The 16,173-nt window shown below is 52.3% G+C and carries 11 protein-coding genes; 5 read left to right on the top strand and 6 right to left on the bottom strand.

The genetic code is table 11. The annotated features are described in order from the left end of the window. Positions 1–8: 8 nt before the first annotated feature. Both malQ and malP read right to left on the bottom strand, forming a co-directional pair. Positions 9–2,054, bottom strand: coding sequence for a 4-alpha-glucanotransferase (gene malQ / locus IB226_RS10480; RefSeq protein ID WP_192235185.1), 2,046 nt, complete (start codon positions 2,052–2,054; stop codon positions 9–11). Next, positions 2,051–4,444 carry a maltodextrin phosphorylase gene (gene malP, locus IB226_RS10475; protein ID WP_192235182.1) on the bottom strand — a complete coding sequence of 798 codons (2,394 nt, stop codon included), beginning with the start codon at positions 4,442–4,444 and terminating at the stop codon, positions 2,051–2,053. The genes malQ and malP overlap by 4 nt, the downstream gene beginning before the upstream one ends. Positions 4,445–4,718: 274 nt before the next feature. Here malP and malT point away from each other — a divergent pair, with 274 nt between their 5' ends. Further along, positions 4,719–7,421, top strand: coding sequence for an HTH-type transcriptional regulator MalT (gene malT / locus IB226_RS10470; protein ID WP_192235180.1), 2,703 nt, complete (start codon positions 4,719–4,721; stop codon positions 7,419–7,421). A 270-nt stretch (positions 7,422–7,691) separates the two neighbouring features. On the opposite strand, the gene IB226_RS10465 is transcribed toward malT, so the two are convergent. After that, positions 7,692–8,240 carry a GNAT family N-acetyltransferase gene (locus tag IB226_RS10465; protein ID WP_192235177.1) on the bottom strand — a complete coding sequence of 183 codons (549 nt, stop codon included), beginning with the start codon at positions 8,238–8,240 and terminating at the stop codon, positions 7,692–7,694. 29 nt (positions 8,241–8,269) lie between these two features. Further along, complete coding sequence (locus IB226_RS10460; RefSeq protein WP_304465974.1) at positions 8,270–8,779, bottom strand: GNAT family N-acetyltransferase; 510 nt, start codon at positions 8,777–8,779, stop codon at positions 8,270–8,272. Between the two features lie 63 nt (positions 8,780–8,842). Here IB226_RS10460 and IB226_RS10455 point away from each other — a divergent pair, with 63 nt between their 5' ends. Further along, positions 8,843–9,415, top strand: coding sequence for an XRE family transcriptional regulator (locus tag IB226_RS10455; protein ID WP_192235175.1), 573 nt, complete (start codon positions 8,843–8,845; stop codon positions 9,413–9,415). Between the two features lie 60 nt (positions 9,416–9,475). On the opposite strand, the gene eptB is transcribed toward IB226_RS10455, so the two are convergent. Next, positions 9,476–11,128, bottom strand: coding sequence for a kdo(2)-lipid A phosphoethanolamine 7''-transferase (eptB, locus tag IB226_RS10450; protein ID WP_192235173.1), 1,653 nt, complete (start codon positions 11,126–11,128; stop codon positions 9,476–9,478). Between the two features lie 564 nt (positions 11,129–11,692). Here eptB and IB226_RS10445 point away from each other — a divergent pair. Then, entirely contained in the window at positions 11,693–12,196 is a 504-nt protein-coding gene (locus IB226_RS10445) for a DUF2569 family protein (RefSeq protein ID WP_192235170.1), read from the top strand. Positions 12,197–12,320: 124 nt separating this feature from the next. Here IB226_RS10445 and IB226_RS10440 read toward each other — a convergent pair whose 3' ends face one another. Then, on the bottom strand, positions 12,321–13,241 hold the full coding sequence (locus IB226_RS10440; RefSeq protein WP_192235168.1) for a LysR family transcriptional regulator: 921 nt from the start codon (positions 13,239–13,241) through the stop codon (positions 12,321–12,323). 111 nt (positions 13,242–13,352) lie between these two features. On the opposite strand from IB226_RS10440, the gene IB226_RS10435 reads away from it, so the two are divergent. Next, positions 13,353–14,495, top strand: a complete 1,143-nt coding sequence (locus IB226_RS10435) for a M20 family metallopeptidase (RefSeq protein ID WP_192235165.1) — start codon at positions 13,353–13,355, stop codon at positions 14,493–14,495. Further along, entirely contained in the window at positions 14,482–15,882 is a 1,401-nt protein-coding gene (locus IB226_RS10430; protein WP_192235163.1) for a YfcC family protein, read from the top strand. The genes IB226_RS10435 and IB226_RS10430 overlap by 14 nt, the downstream gene beginning before the upstream one ends. Positions 15,883–16,173: the final 291 nt, after the last annotated feature.

Here is a 16,173-nt window from a genome sequence, read left to right as displayed (position 1 = left end):
GCTGTGAATTATTTCACTTTCCGCCGGCGTTGATCGATATCCGCCAACAACGCATTGATCTGCGGGTCGTTAAACATCGCCTCCAGCGAAGCGCTGAGTTTGCGGCGCCAGTTGGGATATTGGCTGGTGGTGCCGGGAATATTCACCGGGGAAGCCATATCCAGCCACTCTTCAGGTTGCAGGCCCAGCAGCGCGCTATTGCTGTCGGCCAGATAACGCTGCATCGCCGCACTTAACGCGCGATCCATTACCTGCGGTTCGGCCTGTTCGGGCAAGCAATTGCTGCGTTGCAGGCTCTTAAACAGCGCGCGGCGCGCGGCTAAGCGTGACTTACTCAGACCGGCAAGAATCTGCTTGTCAGGATAAAGCCCCAACTCGCTGCCCAGCCGTAAATCGTCGCTTTGCCACCAGCCGCGCAGGGTCGGCATATCGTGGGTAGTAGCGACCGCCATCGCCTGACGCGGCCAGCGGGCGGGCGCGCGAAACGCCACTTTGGACGTCTGCTCAAAATAGAGCACTTTGTAGGAGTAAACGCCCGCGTGGTAGAGCTTGCCGATGATCTTCTCCGGCACCGTACCCAAATCCTCACCAATCACCATGCAGTGATGACGCTGGCTCTCCAGCGCCAGAATCGCCAGCAGATCGTCGATGGGATAATGCACATACGCGCCTTCAGCCGCGCTTTCGCCCTGTGGGATCCACCACAGTCGCAGCAGCGCCATCACGTGATCGATGCGCAGCGCGCCGCAGTCGTGCATGTTGGCGCGCAGCAGATCAATCCATGGCTGGTAGGCGCGCGCCTGCATAATCTGCGGATCCATCGGCGGCAATCCCCAGTTCTGTCCCAGCGGACCGAGAATATCCGGCGGGGCGCCGACGCTGGCCTGTAAGCAGTAAAGCTCGCGATCGCTCCAGGTTTCCGCGCCGCCCTGCGCCACGCCCACGGCCAAATCGCGGTATAAGCCAATCGGCATCGCCTGCTGCTGGCACACCGCCCAGCAATCAGCAAACTGGCGCGCGGCCAGCCATTGCAGCCACAGATAAAAGCGCACTTCATAGGTGTGTTCGATGCGGAATGCGCGTACCGCCGCGCTGTTGGGCGACTGCAACGCCGCAGGCCAGGTTGTCCAGTCGTAGCGCTGAGGATCTTCGGCGATCTGCGCAGCGTGCAGCGCATCAAACACGCCCTGATGCAGCAGACTTTCACCGCCTTGCTGCATAAAACATTCAAAGGCGACAACCAGGTCATCATCCGCACCGCGCTGCCTGAACTGCTGCCAGGCGAGACGCAGCGCCTCCAGCTTGAGGTGAGTAACCGCTGAGTAATCGACCCACTCAGCGTCCCGCGCCGCCTGTAACGCCTGCTGCGTGCTGGTCGCCTGCCACCAGCGTTGCGCTTCTTCACTCAGCGTAAAATCCTCAACGGCGGCGACATCGATATACAGCATGTTGAGCCAGCGCCGCGACGAAGGGCTGTAAGGGCTGGCGCTTTCCGGCGTTGCCGGAAACAGCGCATGCAGCGGGTTCAGCCCAATACAGGCACCGCCGCGCTGCGCAACCTCAACCAGCATCTGCTTTAAGTCGCTAAAGTCACCGATTCCCCAGTTGGACGCCGACCGCAACGTATAAAGTTGAATGCAGGCGCCCCACAGCGATTGCCCTTGCTGGATGGCTGGCGGCTCGTAACATCGCACGGGCGCGACAATAATCCGACAGTGAAATGCCTGTTGCTGGGCGCTAAAGCTGAGCTGGTGATAACCCAAAGGCAGTCCAGGCAAAGCGATCGGTTGGTTGGCGATAGCGCGCCCTTGCCAGCGTTCGCCCTGTTCCGCGATCAGCTGCCATTCGCCTGTTATGCCGGGCGCAGGCAGCACAATCTCCGCGTGTTCTTCCTGCACGATCAATACCTGCGGCAGCGGCGAAGCGTGCGGTTGCGTGGGATGCATCGCCGCCAGCAAACGCTGGCGGGTAACGGCAGAAACCGATTGCAGCTGGCCGTGGGCGTCGATGTATTCGCTGGCGATTTCGGCGGTTGGCGTGATAGTGCTGTTCATCGCGCGGCCTGCCAGATGCGTTGCTGATAGTCGCGGATGGCGCGATCGGCGCTGAACATGCCGCAGCGCGCGGTGTTGAGAATCGCGGCGCGCGTCCAGCCATGCTGATCGGCCCACAAGGTTTCTGCCTGTGCCTGCGCGTTGAGATAGTGACGAAAATCGGCCAGCACCAAATAAGGATCGCCGCCTTTGGCGCTCAGGCTGTGCAGCAGCGGCTCGAACGCGGTGACGTCGCCGTCGCTAAAGGTGCCGTCTTCTAACGCTTTCAATGCCCGATCCAGCTGCGCATCTTTTTTGCGCCACGCGTCAGGCGAGTAACCTTCTGCTTGCAACGCGCTGACCTGATCAACGGTATGACCAAAGATAAAGATATTGTCGCGCCCAACCTGCTCAGCGATCTCCACATTGGCGCCATCCAGCGTGCCGATGGTTAAGGCGCCGTTCAGCGCCAGCTTCATGTTGCCGGTGCCGGATGCCTCTTTGCCAGCGGTAGAAATCTGCTCGGAGAGATCCGCCGCCGGAATCAGCCGCTCGGCAACCGTAACGTTGTAATCAGGCACAAACACCACTTTCAGGCGATCGCCAATGCGCGGATCGTTGTTGATGGTGGCCGCCACTTTGTTGATTGCATAGATGATGTTTTTGGCCAGCACGTAACCCGGCGCGGCCTTGGCACCAAACAGCACCACGCGCGGCGTCAGGTTGGCCTGCGGATCGCTCACCAGCGTTTGCCACAGCGCGATAATGTGCAGCAACGCCAGATGCTGACGCTTGTACTCGTGCAGGCGCTTGATCTGTACATCAAACATCGCCTCAGGATTCACCTGGATGCCGGTGCGTTCTGCGATCCATTGCGTCAGCGCAACCTTGTTCTGCTGCTTGATGGCGCGATACTGCGCCTGGAATGCGGCGTGATCGGCGTAAGTTTCTAACGTTTTCAGCTGATCGAGATCGGTGAGCCACGGCTGATCGAGGGTTTGGCTGATCAACGCCGCCAGCGCCGGATTGCACTGATTAATCCAGCGGCGCGGCGTGATGCCGTTGGTGACGTTATGGAATTTCTCCGGCCACAGCGCGTGATATTCCGGGAACAGATCTTTCACCACCAGCTGCGAGTGCAGCGCCGCCACACCGTTCACCGCAAAGCCGCTGGTGACGCAGAGATTAGCCATACGCAGCTGGTTATTGTGTACCAGCGCCAGTTTCGCCCAGGTCGCTTCGTCGCCCGGCCAGCGCGCTTCCACCTGCTTCTTCAACTGAGCATTGAGTTGGGTAACGATCTGCATGTGGCGCGGCAGCAGGGCGCGCACCATGCGCACATCCCAGCACTCCAGCGCTTCAGGCATCAAGGTGTGATTGGTGTACGCAAAGGTGCGCTGGGTAATGTGCCACGCCTCGTCCCAGCTCAGCGCGTGTTCATCCAACAGCAGGCGCATCAGCTCGGGGATCGCCAGCGTGGGATGGGTATCGTTGAGCTGAATCACTTCATGATCCGGCAAGCTGGCAATGCTACGGCCGGCGCGCTGATGACGGCGCAGAATATCCGCCAGCGAGCAAGCGCACTGGAAATACTGCTGCATCAGGCGCAGCTTTTTGCCGTTGTCGTGATTGTCGTTGGGGTAGAGCACTTTAGTGAGTTTTTCAGCTTCAATGCCCGGCTGCTCGGCGCGCAGAAAATCCCCGTTATTGAAGCGCTGCAGATTAAACGGCTGCGCATGTTTCGCCTGCCACAAGCGCAGCGGCTGAGTGACGCCATTCTGATAACCGACCACCGGCAGATCCCAGGCTTCGCCGAGAATTTGCACCGCCGGCTCCCAGCGCGCAACGCCATTATGGGTGCTGACTTTGCCGCCGAGATGCACCGGCACAGTTAACGCCGCGTTATGGTTAAACCACGGATAGCTGTCGCGCTGCCAGTCATCCGGCATCTCCTGTTGCGCACCATCAACAAAGTGCTGGCGGAACAGACCGTACTGATAACTGAGTCCGTAGCCGGTGGCGGGTTGTCCCACGGTTGCCATCGAATCGAGAAAACAGGCGGCGAGCCGGCCCAAACCGCCGTTGCCCAGCGCCGGATCGGTTTCACACGCTTCCACGTCGCTCAGCGTGATATTCCACTCGGCCAGCGCCTCGTTCACCTCGTCATACCAGCCAAGGTTGAGCAGATTGTTGCCGGTCAGTCGGCCAATCAAAAACTCCATCGAGATGTAGTTAACGTGACGCTGCGGCGTGGCCGCTGGTGGCGCAGGCATCTCCGCCAGCATGTCGGCCAGTGCGCCACTCAGCGCCTGCCACCACTGGTTTGGCGTCATCTCTTGCGCATCGTGCAGACCAAAACGTTGCCATTGTCGGGTTAGCGCGTGTTTAAAACGGGTGCGATCAAATTTCATAATCAGTCCTGTCAGGGCGGAGGTGAATGTGCTTCATTCTGCGCGTCAGCCATGACGCGCTCCTCCTCCTGCACCAAATTCAGCGGGGAGGATGAGCGGGGAGGAGAGGCTGAGGGAAATCTTAAAGTGTGACAGGAATGTGATAACCGTCGCTTTTGTTAAGACTGCTTAATGGGTTAGCTTGCATTAGGTAAACGAATATCTGAACGTATGTGACTATTAATTACGAAGCGTAAAATAATGATGCGCCACGTTTAGGGAGAAGCGTTTACCGATGTTAATACCCTCCAAACTTAGCCGACCGGTCCGCCTTGAGAACACGGTTGCGCGCGAGCGCCTGATGCAAAAACTCGGCGCAGCGGGCAATTACCGTTTGGTGTTGGTGACCAGTCCGGCGGGATATGGCAAAACCACGCTGATCTCCCAATGGGCGGCGGGGAAAGCCAATCTGGGCTGGTATTCACTGGATGAGGGCGACAATCAGCCAGAACGCTTCGTCGATTACCTCATCGCGGCTCTGCAGCAGGCAACGCAGGGCGGCTGCGCCTCCAGCGAAGCGCTGGCGCAGAAACGGCAGTACATCAACTTAAATGCGCTGTTCGCTCAACTGTTCAGTGAGCTGGCGGCGTGGCAGCAACCGATTTGGCTGATCATCGATGATTACCATCACATCACTAATCCTGCGATTCACGACGCAATGCGCTTCTTTTTACGTAACCAGCCGGAAAATGTGACGCTGATTTTGCTGTCGCGCAATCTGCCGCAGCTCGGCATTGCCAACCTGCGCGTGCGCGAACAGCTGATTGAGTTAGGTAGCCAGCAGCTGGCGTTTAACCATCACGAAGCCAAACAGTTTTTTGATTGCCGCCTGACAACGCCGCTGGAATCGGAAGAGAGCGGGCGTCTGTGCGATGACGTGGCGGGTTGGGCGACGGCGCTGCAGCTGATCGCGCTCTCGACGCGTCAGGGCGCGAGCTCCGCTCAGGATTCCGCGCGCCGCCTTTCCGGCATTAACGCCAGCCATCTGGCGGATTATCTGGTTGAGGAGGTGCTGAATAACGTGGATAGCGCCACACGACATTTCTTACTGAAAAGCGCGCTGCTGCGATCTATGAACGATACGCTGATCGCCTGCGTAACCGGCGAAGAACAAGGGCAGATGCGGCTGGAAGAGATTGAACGTCAGGGCCTGTTTTTGCAGCGCATGGATAACTCGGGCGAGTGGTTTAGCTATCATCCGCTGTTTGGCAGTTTTTTGCGTCAGCGCTGTCAGTGGGAACTGGCGGCGGAACTGCCTGCGCTGCATCGCGCGGCGGCTGAAAGCTGGATGCGGCTGGGTTTCCCTGGCGAAGCGATCCATCATGCGCTGGCCGCCGGTGATGCGTTGATGCTGCGCGATGTGCTGCTGCAATACGCCTGGACGCTGTTTAATCAGAGCGAACTCACGCTGCTGGAAGATTCTCTCAAGGCACTGCCATGGGAGATTCTGCTGGAAAATCCAAAGTTAGTGCTGTTACAGGCGTGGCTGATGCAAAGCCAGCACCGGTTTTCCGAGGTGAGCAGTTTGCTCACGCGTTTTGAGCACTCCTGCAGCGAACAGATTGATGATGTGCTGCGCGGCGAATTCAACGCGCTGCTGGCACAGGTTTCGATAAATGACGGTAACGCCGAAGAAGCCGAGCGGCTGGCGTTGCTGGCGCTCGGTGCGCTGCCGGAAAGCCGTCAATACAGCTGCATCGTAGCGACGTCGGTATTGGGCGAAGTGATGCACTGCAAAGGCGAGCTGAGCAGTTCGCTGAAGCTGATGCGCCAGACCGAGCAGATGGCGCGCCGTGAGGAAGCGTGGAATTACGCGTTGTGGAGTCTGATTCAGCAGAGTGAGATTCTCTTTGCGCAGGGGTTTTTACAGTCCGCATATGAGATACAGGAGCGGGCATTTGTGCTGGTGAAAGAGCAGCATCTGACACAGTTCCCGATGCATGAATTCCTGCTGCGAATTCGCGCTCAACTGTTGTGGGCGTGGGGCCGGCTTGACGAAGCAGAACAGGCGGCGCGCGAAGGGATAAAAGTGCTGAAAGGCTATCAGCCGCAGCAGCAGATTCAGTGCCTCGGTTTGCTGGTGCAGTGTTCGCTGGCGCGCGGCAATCTCGATAATGCGCGCAGCCACCTGAGTCGGTTGGAGAATCTGCTTAACAACGGATCGCTGCACAGCGACTGGATCGCCAATGCCGATAAGGTGAGAGTGATTTTTTGGCAGATGACCGGCGACAGCCAAAGCGCCAGTAGCTGGATGCGCCAGACGGTGAAACCGGAATTTGCCAACAATCATTTCCTGCAAGGCCAGTGGCGCAATGTCGCGCGCGCGCAGATCTTGCTGGGAAATATGAGCCAGGCCGAAGTGGTGCTCGATGAGCTGAATGACAATGCGCGCGCGCTGAATCTGATGAGCGATATGAATCGCAATCTGCTGCTGCTAAATCAGATTTACTGGCAAACTCAGCGCAAAGCAGAAGCGCAGCAGGCGCTGACCGAAGCGCTGAAACTGGCGCGCAGCACCGGTTTCGTCAGCCATTTTGTGATTGAAGGTGAAGCGATGGCGCAGCAGCTGCGTCAGCTGATTCAGCTCAACACGCTGGATGAACTCGATAATCATCGTGCCAGACGCATTCTCAGCGAGATTAATAAATATCATCGCCATAAGTTTGCCCATTTTGACGAAGGCTTTGTTAGCCGCCTGATTAATCATCCCGATGTGCCGGAGCTGATCCGCACCAGCCCGCTAACCCAACGTGAATGGCAGGTTTTGGGGCTGATCTATTCGGGATACAGCAACGACCAAATTGCTGGCGAGCTGGATGTCGCTGCTACCACCATCAAAACGCATATCCGCAATCTGTACCAAAAATTGGGCGTAACGCACCGCGCGGAAGCGATGAATCAGGCGCAGTCGATGCTGCGGATGATGGGGTATGTGTAACGGAGCAGCGGTGAAATACGTGTTAATCGGTCAACTCTAATGACGTAATACCGATCAGTTAAGCGCTGAATCAAATCGCCGCACCTTCCGTAGTGGCGCGATTTATCGCGCAATAAATTGCGCCGCTACAATGCGTGCTTTCGGTAATTAGGGTTTTTCATGTCTTAACTGACAAGCATTACGCCATAAATGGCAACCTTGCGAAAAACCGCGCCAAAACAATATAGTGCGCGCATTAATGCCCACCTGGATATAGAGGAAATCATGGTTTCATAAGTTTATTTCTCTGGCGCACCACTCATCGCGGGTTATTTCCCACAATTCATAATCGAGAACACCCGCGACATACTCTTTTTTGCCGGTTTCTATCAGACGCATGCCGGATTTACGTGAGATCTTCACTGAGCCTGTATTCACCGCCGCTTTTGGCACACGTAATACTTCGCGACCCAGCGTTTTAAACCAGAAATCATTCACGGCGTTGCACGCTTCACTCATATAGCCACATTGCTGCCACTCAGGTATTAACCAGAATCCGCGGTTATCATTTTCTGCATCGCGCAGTTCGATCAGACCGATTAATTCCTCAGGCTTCTCCTGACGTCTGATACTCCAGCACCAGCCTCGACCTTCCTTAACGGCGGGCAACACCACGTTATCAACGTAATTCTGTGCGGCACCTTCAGGATAAGGCCAGGGCACGGCAGCATTGAGATAACGCACGATCTCCCAGCGCGGAAAGGCGATTTGCATCGCCTGCCCATCACCGCTTTCCAGAGGTTTCAGGATTAATCGTTGCGTTTTGATTTCTGGCGTCATAGTTCCTCCATTTAGCACGTCATCGTCAATTAAGGATTGTCCCTGTTATCCAGCCGTAATTGCATGAATGTCAGATCCAGCCAGCGGTGAAATTTCGTTCCTACCTGATGAATCTGTCCGGCGTCGGTAAATCCTAACTTACGATGTAACGCGATTGAAGGTGTGTTTTCAGATTCAATACCCGCCACCATCACGTGTTTTCCCTGCGTGGTTGCGTACGTGATAAGTGACCGCATTAAGGCTAATCCAATACCTTTCCCCTGAGCGGCATTATGGACATAGACCGAATGTTCGACCGTATAACGGTATCCATCCCAGGGACGCCAGTCACCATAGGAAGCGTAACCGAGCGCGATATCCTCTTCATTTACGGCGACCAGAACCGGGAATCCAGCTGATTGCCGATCCAAGAGCCATTTGATTCGGTTTGCAATATCTACCGTTTTATCGTTCCAGATGGCTGTGCTGTTCAGCACTGCATCGTTATAAATATCCGTGATTACTGGTGCATCTTTTTCAACTGCCGAACGTATGTTCACCATAGACACCTCGCTTGTATGCCACTAAAGTAGACCCTCCGTACACTATCTTATATATCTACTATGTCAGACGAAAAATCCACTAAAGAAGATGATTTAAACGCGCGAATTGGCAAAAAAGTGAAAGCTGAAAGGGAAAAGCGCAGTTGGTCACTGACCGAATTGGCTGAGCAGTCTGGCGTTTCACGGGCGATGATCCATAAAATTGAACGTGGCGAAAGCAGTCCTACGGCGACGTTGCTGGCACGTTTGGCGGGTTCGTTTGATATGAGCATGTCGCAATTGATCGCGTTGAGCGAAGTGCAGACTGGCACATTACTGAAACAGCATCAGCAACCGATTTGGCAGGATCCTGAGACGGGATATATCCGACGACATGTGTCGCCGGGGCAAATACCGCTCGATCTTGTCAGTATAGAATTGCCGCCCGGCGTTAGCGTGCCGATGCCGGTAATTTCCTATCTGTCGCGCCGTCAGCTTATCTGGATTTTAGAGGGCGAACTGAGTTTTCATGAAGGCGAAAAAATCTTTGAAATGCAGACGGGTGATTGTCTTGAACTGGGTGATCCCGCCGACTGTATTTTCAGGAATGACTCGGAACAACCTTGTCGCTATGCGGTGATAGTACTCAAATAAGGTCAGCAGCAGTTGAACATCCATGTTTAATGGACCTAAAACTGCCGCCTGGATTGTGCTTTAATGCGCGCACCAGTTCCTGAGCGAATTAATTCCGCCATCTGGTGAGGTAAAGCCAGCGCAGCCTAATATCGAGTCGAATAACTTCTCATGGAATACCGGCGTTTTGTTGTTCTGCAGTTGCTGCAGTTTGGCAAATGACGCTTTGTTATTACTGTCACTTAAAAACTTATCGGATGCCCAAACCATAATTGGCACCGTGCGCTGCGCCATCGGCGCATGATCGCGTGGCGTGCCGTGGAAATGCAGATTGTCGGAAATCGATTCTCCGTGATCGGAGGCATAAAACACGATGGCATTTTTATCTTTCAGGCTATCGAACGTCTGCTTAAGAAAATAATCGGTATACAAAAGACTATTATCGTAGGAGTTGATCATCTCCTGCGTGCTACAGGCATCATCAATACCCTGACATTCCGGCTTATAACGTGCAAACGCGCGTGGATAGCGTTCGGTATACATATAATGTGAACCTTTGGTGTGAAGAATTACAATATGTTTACCCTGCGGATGGCGCTGAATGGAGTCCTGCAGTTCATTAATTAACGCCATATCATCCACCGGCTTACCGACATTACGCTTCTCCGCCTGAATAGATTCGCGCATTGAATAACTGTCGGCCATGACTTTGTTATAGAACCAGGCTTCGCTCTGCATGGAATAGAGATCTTCCGAGAAACCTTGCTTCTTCATCACAGTAAAGACATTCATCTCTTTCAGGGTGCGCTGCGGAGCTTCTGAGGCTCCGCCTTCTCTGACAAACATACAGCGCAGCGAGAGCTTGGTTGAGGTATCACAGGAATAACCCTGCAAGTGAACGAGGTTTTTCTCCTGATCGAGATAAGGTGTGTTGTCGCGATCGTAACCGTATAAACCCATATGATCGCGGCGGGCACTTTCACCAATCACAAATACGATATACAAGTTATCCGCATTTTTCGGTGGGACGTATTTAAAGTGTTCAGCGGGATCGTATAGATTACGGTTGTCTTCAGCCTGACTGAATGAACTGTATGCCAACAAGCCAACGCCTGATAACCAGTTAGACGGTGAATAAGTGCCGGCCACAATGCCGCCGTAGCTGGCCATCATGCGGTTATTTTTCTTGTCCTGTTCATCCTGCACCTTGCCCATTAAATTCAACGGTAACCAGCAACCCAATGCGGCAATCACAATGGCGATAGTTTTATAAGACCAATAACGCTTTTTGCTGATATTTGAAACGGGTTTACTGCGCATTCCGCGCCAGATTAGCCACAGTGGAATGACGTTGATAATTACCATCCACAGCACAAAGTGCCAACCCACCGATTCCTTAGAAAGATCCAGTGAATCGGTGGCTAAAACGGCGGCGATGATTCCATAACCAATATCAATATTGAAGAAAATCATGTAATAACTTGCCGCGCTGGAGAAAATCACCAGCATGGTCATCAATACGCGCGACAGATATTTTCCGGTTAATGAGGTTAACAACGTTAACAGCATCACCAAACAAAACGCAGCGATGACCTCAGTCACTAATGAAAGGGTATTATCAAACTGCAGTTGCGTATAGCGGCGGATAAAAATCGGAATGTTAAGCAGTACGCCAATATAGAGCGAAATAAACGCCGGTAGATAAAACTGTTTAACCCAACCCTTTATAAACATGTGTTCCCCGTTCTTATAATAAACAACTCAATCACTTGCCTGAAAATTGACAACCTTTAGTGAGAGGGTGGATTTGGGTAACAGTTCAATCGTTGCTGGGCATAAAGTATGTTATAATGTAACAATCTTGCTGAAGTGTTCATATCTTTCCCAGAAAGCTGCTAATCAGTACAGCTAAAATCGTGATTCTTAATAACCATTTTTCTAATCACTAAACGTGTCAACCATGACCCTTTGAACAACTGATGCCGAGTCAACGATTATAATTACCGGATATTTGTGTTAGGGAGGTTTTTTCTGGTTTCTAAAAATAAATAATCAGGAAGATGGTATTTTATAAGTGTTTTAAGAAAATCCTGATATTAATTATGGTATTATGTGTATATGTCATAACTTAAAAATGACAACCGATTGTGCTTGGTGTTTTTATAAATACGCTAAAAAAGATACTTGTTGCAAAATGCAAGGTGGCAACAAAGTCTAATGAATTAGCTATAAAGATCAAGTCGATTAAAAATATTCATCAAATTTCACTGTCATTTAATAATATTTAAAGGTTTAATCATGGAATGGGGTTGCATTAAGTGTGGAGAAGAAATACCGCAGGACAGGGAGTTTTGCACAGGATGTGAAGAAATACAATTTAGAAAAATTGGCGGCCTCCTTTACATACCTTTTGTAGGATTGATAATTTCAGCTATCTCGTACCTGTTGAATATAAATGAGGCTTTTAAGGCAATTATAGAGAATTATCGATCTATAGATATAAATGCTAAGGTGTTTTTTATTTCTTCTCTTACAATTTATGTAGTGATGTTTTTATTTGCGGCGTTCACACTATCACAATTCTTAAAAAGAAAGAAGTTGCTCCCTAATTTATATATTTCATTTTTGATCGCTATAATTATAACATTGTCGATTAATACCTACACGCTCTATGTGCTAATTCCTGGCGTCAAAATTGGGTATGATGAATTGGTTCCTATCTTCCGCAGTTTAATATCAGCATTGATATGGATCCCGTACTTCACCGTGTCTGTTCGGGTAAAGAGGACCTTCATAAAGTAGTAAATCGCCACGGGTTTAACAGACACCTCAGAGTCATTTAAGATGGCTCTGAGGTGTTTATGAGCGGTAAGCGTTATCCTTAAGAGTTCAAAATTGATTAGATTTGTAATCAAATAAGCAGCGATTAAACCGCTCCCGCCGTACCTTCAAAAAACGTCACCAGCAATTGCCATAAATGCTGCGCGGCGGGCGTGAAGCGGTGATCGGCGCTGCGTAATAAGTGGCATTGGCTTTCGCGGGCGATGCGATGGTGAATCGGCACGGCGACTAAGTTCTTAGCGACGAGGTCGTCTTTAACCACTTTGGCGGTCATAAACGCGATGCCCATGCCGGCCTGGCTTAAGGCGATGGCGCTGGAAAACAGATTACAGCTATAAGCCGGGCTGAATATAAATCCTTCCTGACTGAACATGGCATTCATATAACTTTGAATGCCAAAATTTTTGTCCATACCAATCAATGAACAATTGACCAGTTCGGCCACTTCAATTTGCGGGAATTCCGCGATAGGGTGTTGGCTGTGCACCACCGCGCAGATGGGTCCGCGGTGAAAACTCAAACACTTCAGGCCGGGAGGGCCAATCGGGCCAAATCCTACCGCCATATCAACGTCGCCTTTGGCAATCAACGACACGGTGGTTTGCATATCGCCCGACAGGATATCGATAAACACGTCGGGATAAGTTTGCGAAAACGGCTGCAAAACATGCCTGACGACTTCATCCACCATGCCCTGACCGACGCGCAATTTGATTGAGCCGCCGCGTTTATGGCGCAGATCTTTTAACTGGCGATCCAACTGGCTGCGCCGTTGATGGGTGTGCGCGTAATCTTCAGCCAATAACTTGCCGGCTTCGGTCAGCACCACATTGCGGCCACGTCGCTCCAGCAGCGGCAATTGCATCTCCCGCGCCAGTTGCGATAACTGACGGCTGATGGCGGCGGGATCAACATCCAGGGCTTCCGCCGCGCGACGAATACCACCGTAATTGCCCACCTCATAGAGATACCTTATGGATTTTTCTGGATAGAGCAGCATCGCCATAGGTTTTTCTTATCCGTTGATCTGAGGTCAACAATAATAGCCTTTTATCTCCATTTTTTAAGCGCATTTTTATCTCCATACTCGAAGATTCACTATGCGAGGGCAGTACAAATGAAAACTATAAAAAATTACCTGCAACAACATGCTGATGAAATTCTTCTGGATATCAAGGAATTGGTCGCAGCGGAATCACCATCAATGAACAAAGCCGCCGTGGATCGTTGTGGCGAAGTCTTACAAGCGCTGTTTGCCAAACGTTTGGGCGTGGTAGCAGAGATTGATGAGCAACCGCATTACGGCAATCACCTGAAATTCACGCTGGGAAGCGGTGACGAGCAAACCGTGTTACTCGGGCATTTCGATACCGTTTGGGATGAAGGCGAGTTGGTAATGCGTGAAGAAGACGGCAAGCTTTACGGACCTGGCGTGCTGGATATGAAGGCCGGTCTGGTGCAAGCCATCTGGGCAGTACGCGCGTTGCAACAGCACGATTTACTGGCGGGCAAACGCATCGTGTTTCTCTGCGGCAGCGATGAAGAAGTCGGTAGCCCAAGCTCCAGCGCCTGGTTATCGCAGCACGCCCTGGGATCGGCGCAAGTGCTGGTGGTTGAACCTGCGGTGGCGGGCTCGGGCGCACTGAAAACAGCGCGCAAAGGTACCGGACAATATGAAATCACCCTCAACGGATTAGCGGCGCACGCCGGGAATAATCCCGAAGAGGGCATCAGCGCGGTACAAGAAATGGCGCATCAGATCATGTTCTTGCACAGCTTAAACGCGCCGGAGCGCGGCACCACCGTCAACGTGGGAATCGCGCGTGGCGGCAACCGCATCAATGTGGTGGCGGATAAAGCGGTGTTAGGCATTGATACACGCGTTACCAGCGAAGCAGAAGCCGAGCGCATCCACGCCGAAATCAGCCAGATCACGCCACATTTAGCCGGCATCACGCTGGATATTAGCGGCGCACAATCACGTCCGCCAATGCGTCAAACACCGGAATCGTTACTGCTGATGGAACGTGCGCAGCAGGTTGCCTTACAGCTTGGTTTCGAGGTGGAAGGCAAAGCGGTTGGCGGCGGCAGCGACGGCAATTTCACTGCTGCGTTGGGCATTCCAACGTTGGATGGTTTGGGCGCAACCGGCGCAGGTATTCATGCACGTCATGAACATATCATTATTGCCGATATTGCTCCGCGCGCGGCGCTGGTGGCGGGCTTGATCCTCGGAGGTGATGCGCATGTCTCAGGTTAATGCTGAGAAAAATACGCTGCGCCAACCGCCAGCAGCGAAAACCGAGCAAAGTCCTTATCTGCTGCTGTTTATTATTTTGGTGCTGGCGGCGGTGGCAACCTGGATTATTCCGGCGGGCAAGTTTGATCATGAAACCCGCAATGGCATTACTTTTGCCATCAAGGGAAGCTTGCATGAAGTTGCGCGTTCGGGCGTTTATCCCGGCGAAATCTTCATGGCGATTGTGCAAGGGGTGATCAAAGCCGCGCCGATCATTTTCCTGATTCTGTTTACCGGCGGGTTATTAGCGGTGATCGAATCGACCGGTGCTATTGCCACGGCGCTTAATTCACTGTCGCGCAGTACCAAAATAAGCGATACGCGCATTATCATCATTTTTGGTGTGATATTCGCCATTCTCGGCACCACTGGCGTGGTGCAAAACTCGGTAGTGGCGTTTGTGCCGATTGGTTTATTAGTGGCGCGATCGTTGGGTTTATCGCCAATGATTGGTATGGCGCTGGTGTATTTAACCTGTGCGGCGGGTTTTAACGTTGCGGTATTAGGTCCAGCCACCACCGGATTAACCCAACATCTGGCGCAGTTACCGCTGTTTTCCGGCATGTTGTTGCGCGGCATCACCTGTTTATTGTTCGTGTTAACGGTGATGACCTATTTGATTATCTCGGTGAAACGCGCGCGAAATAATGGTGAAGTGCGAATAGAACAAACTGCGCAGAATGACGAATCACTGGCGATTACTGGTCGGCATAAACTGATTCTGCTCACCTGCGCCGCAACGCTGATTGTATTTATGATTGGCACGGTGCAATTGCATTGGGCCACCAATGAAATGTCGGCGATGTTTATTATTCTGTCGATTATGGTCGGCATGATGGGTCGCATGTCGGGTTCTGCCATTGCCAACACCTTCCTTACGGGTTGCTCGCAATTGGTAAAAGGCGGCTTCATTGTGGGTATGGCTGGCGCGATTTCCGTGGTGTTGCAACAGGGCAATATTCTTGATCCGATTGTTGGCTTCCTGTCTGATTTACTGGCACCGGTTCATCCCGCCATTGCGGCGGTGGGCATGTTCATTAGCGCGGCGTTGATGCATTTCGGTATTTCATCTGGTTCCGGTGAATCCGCTTTGCTGATCCCGATCTTCTCGCCGCTCGGCGATAACCTCGGTTTAACCCGTCAGGTGACGGTGCAAACGGTGTTGCTGGGTGAAGGTATCGTCAACTCCATCAGCCCAACTTCTGGCGTGTTAATGGCAGCCTTGGCCACCGCCAATATCTCTTTCAGCAAATGGATTAAATTCGTTGCGCCGGTAGTGGCGATTTGGTTTGCCATTTGTGTTGTCACCTTATTAATTGGTGTGGCGATCAACTGGGGACCATTTTAATAAATCGTAAGAAGCCACTTAATGGTGGCTTCTTATTTTTATATTGTTGTTAACACGATCAACATCCTTTCCGCTATTTCAGTCCCACGAATAATTGCATTCAATCCCCGGCCTTTTCTTAAAGTTATCTAATCATCGCTATTTGGCTTAAGTCGCGCTGGAACTGTCTCGCGTAAAGTGATGTTATTGCCGCGTCGCAGAATTTCTTTACGTTCAATTACACAAATTAATAATAGCCAAACCCATTGCTGGCGATGTCTTTACGCATCGCGGCAGCGTTGCACGCTTCTC

The sequence above is a fragment of the Pantoea sp. PNT03 genome, from assembly GCF_014852515.1.
GTDB classification, from domain to species: Bacteria; Pseudomonadota; Gammaproteobacteria; order Enterobacterales; family Enterobacteriaceae; genus Pantoea; species Pantoea leporis.
Note: the sequence above shows the minus strand (reverse complement) of the source record. Positions and strands in the feature narration are given on the sequence as shown.

Excerpts from the sequence above, each read along its gene's own strand:
- malQ (WP_192235185.1), bottom strand. The coding sequence starts at position 2,054 with ATGAACAGCACTATCACGCCAACCGCCGAAATCGCCAGCGAATACATC.
- malP (WP_192235182.1), bottom strand. The coding sequence starts at position 4,444 with ATGAAATTTGATCGCACCCGTTTTAAACACGCGCTAACCCGACAATGG.
- malT (WP_192235180.1), top strand. The coding sequence starts at position 4,719 with ATGTTAATACCCTCCAAACTTAGCCGACCGGTCCGCCTTGAGAACACG.
- IB226_RS10465 (WP_192235177.1), bottom strand. The coding sequence starts at position 8,240 with ATGACGCCAGAAATCAAAACGCAACGATTAATCCTGAAACCTCTGGAA.
- IB226_RS10455 (WP_192235175.1), top strand. The coding sequence starts at position 8,843 with ATGTCAGACGAAAAATCCACTAAAGAAGATGATTTAAACGCGCGAATT.
- eptB (WP_192235173.1), bottom strand. The coding sequence starts at position 11,128 with ATGTTTATAAAGGGTTGGGTTAAACAGTTTTATCTACCGGCGTTTATT.
- IB226_RS10445 (WP_192235170.1), top strand. The coding sequence starts at position 11,693 with ATGGAATGGGGTTGCATTAAGTGTGGAGAAGAAATACCGCAGGACAGG.
- IB226_RS10440 (WP_192235168.1), bottom strand. The coding sequence starts at position 13,241 with ATGGCGATGCTGCTCTATCCAGAAAAATCCATAAGGTATCTCTATGAG.
- IB226_RS10435 (WP_192235165.1), top strand. The coding sequence starts at position 13,353 with ATGAAAACTATAAAAAATTACCTGCAACAACATGCTGATGAAATTCTT.
- IB226_RS10430 (WP_192235163.1), top strand. The coding sequence starts at position 14,482 with ATGTCTCAGGTTAATGCTGAGAAAAATACGCTGCGCCAACCGCCAGCA.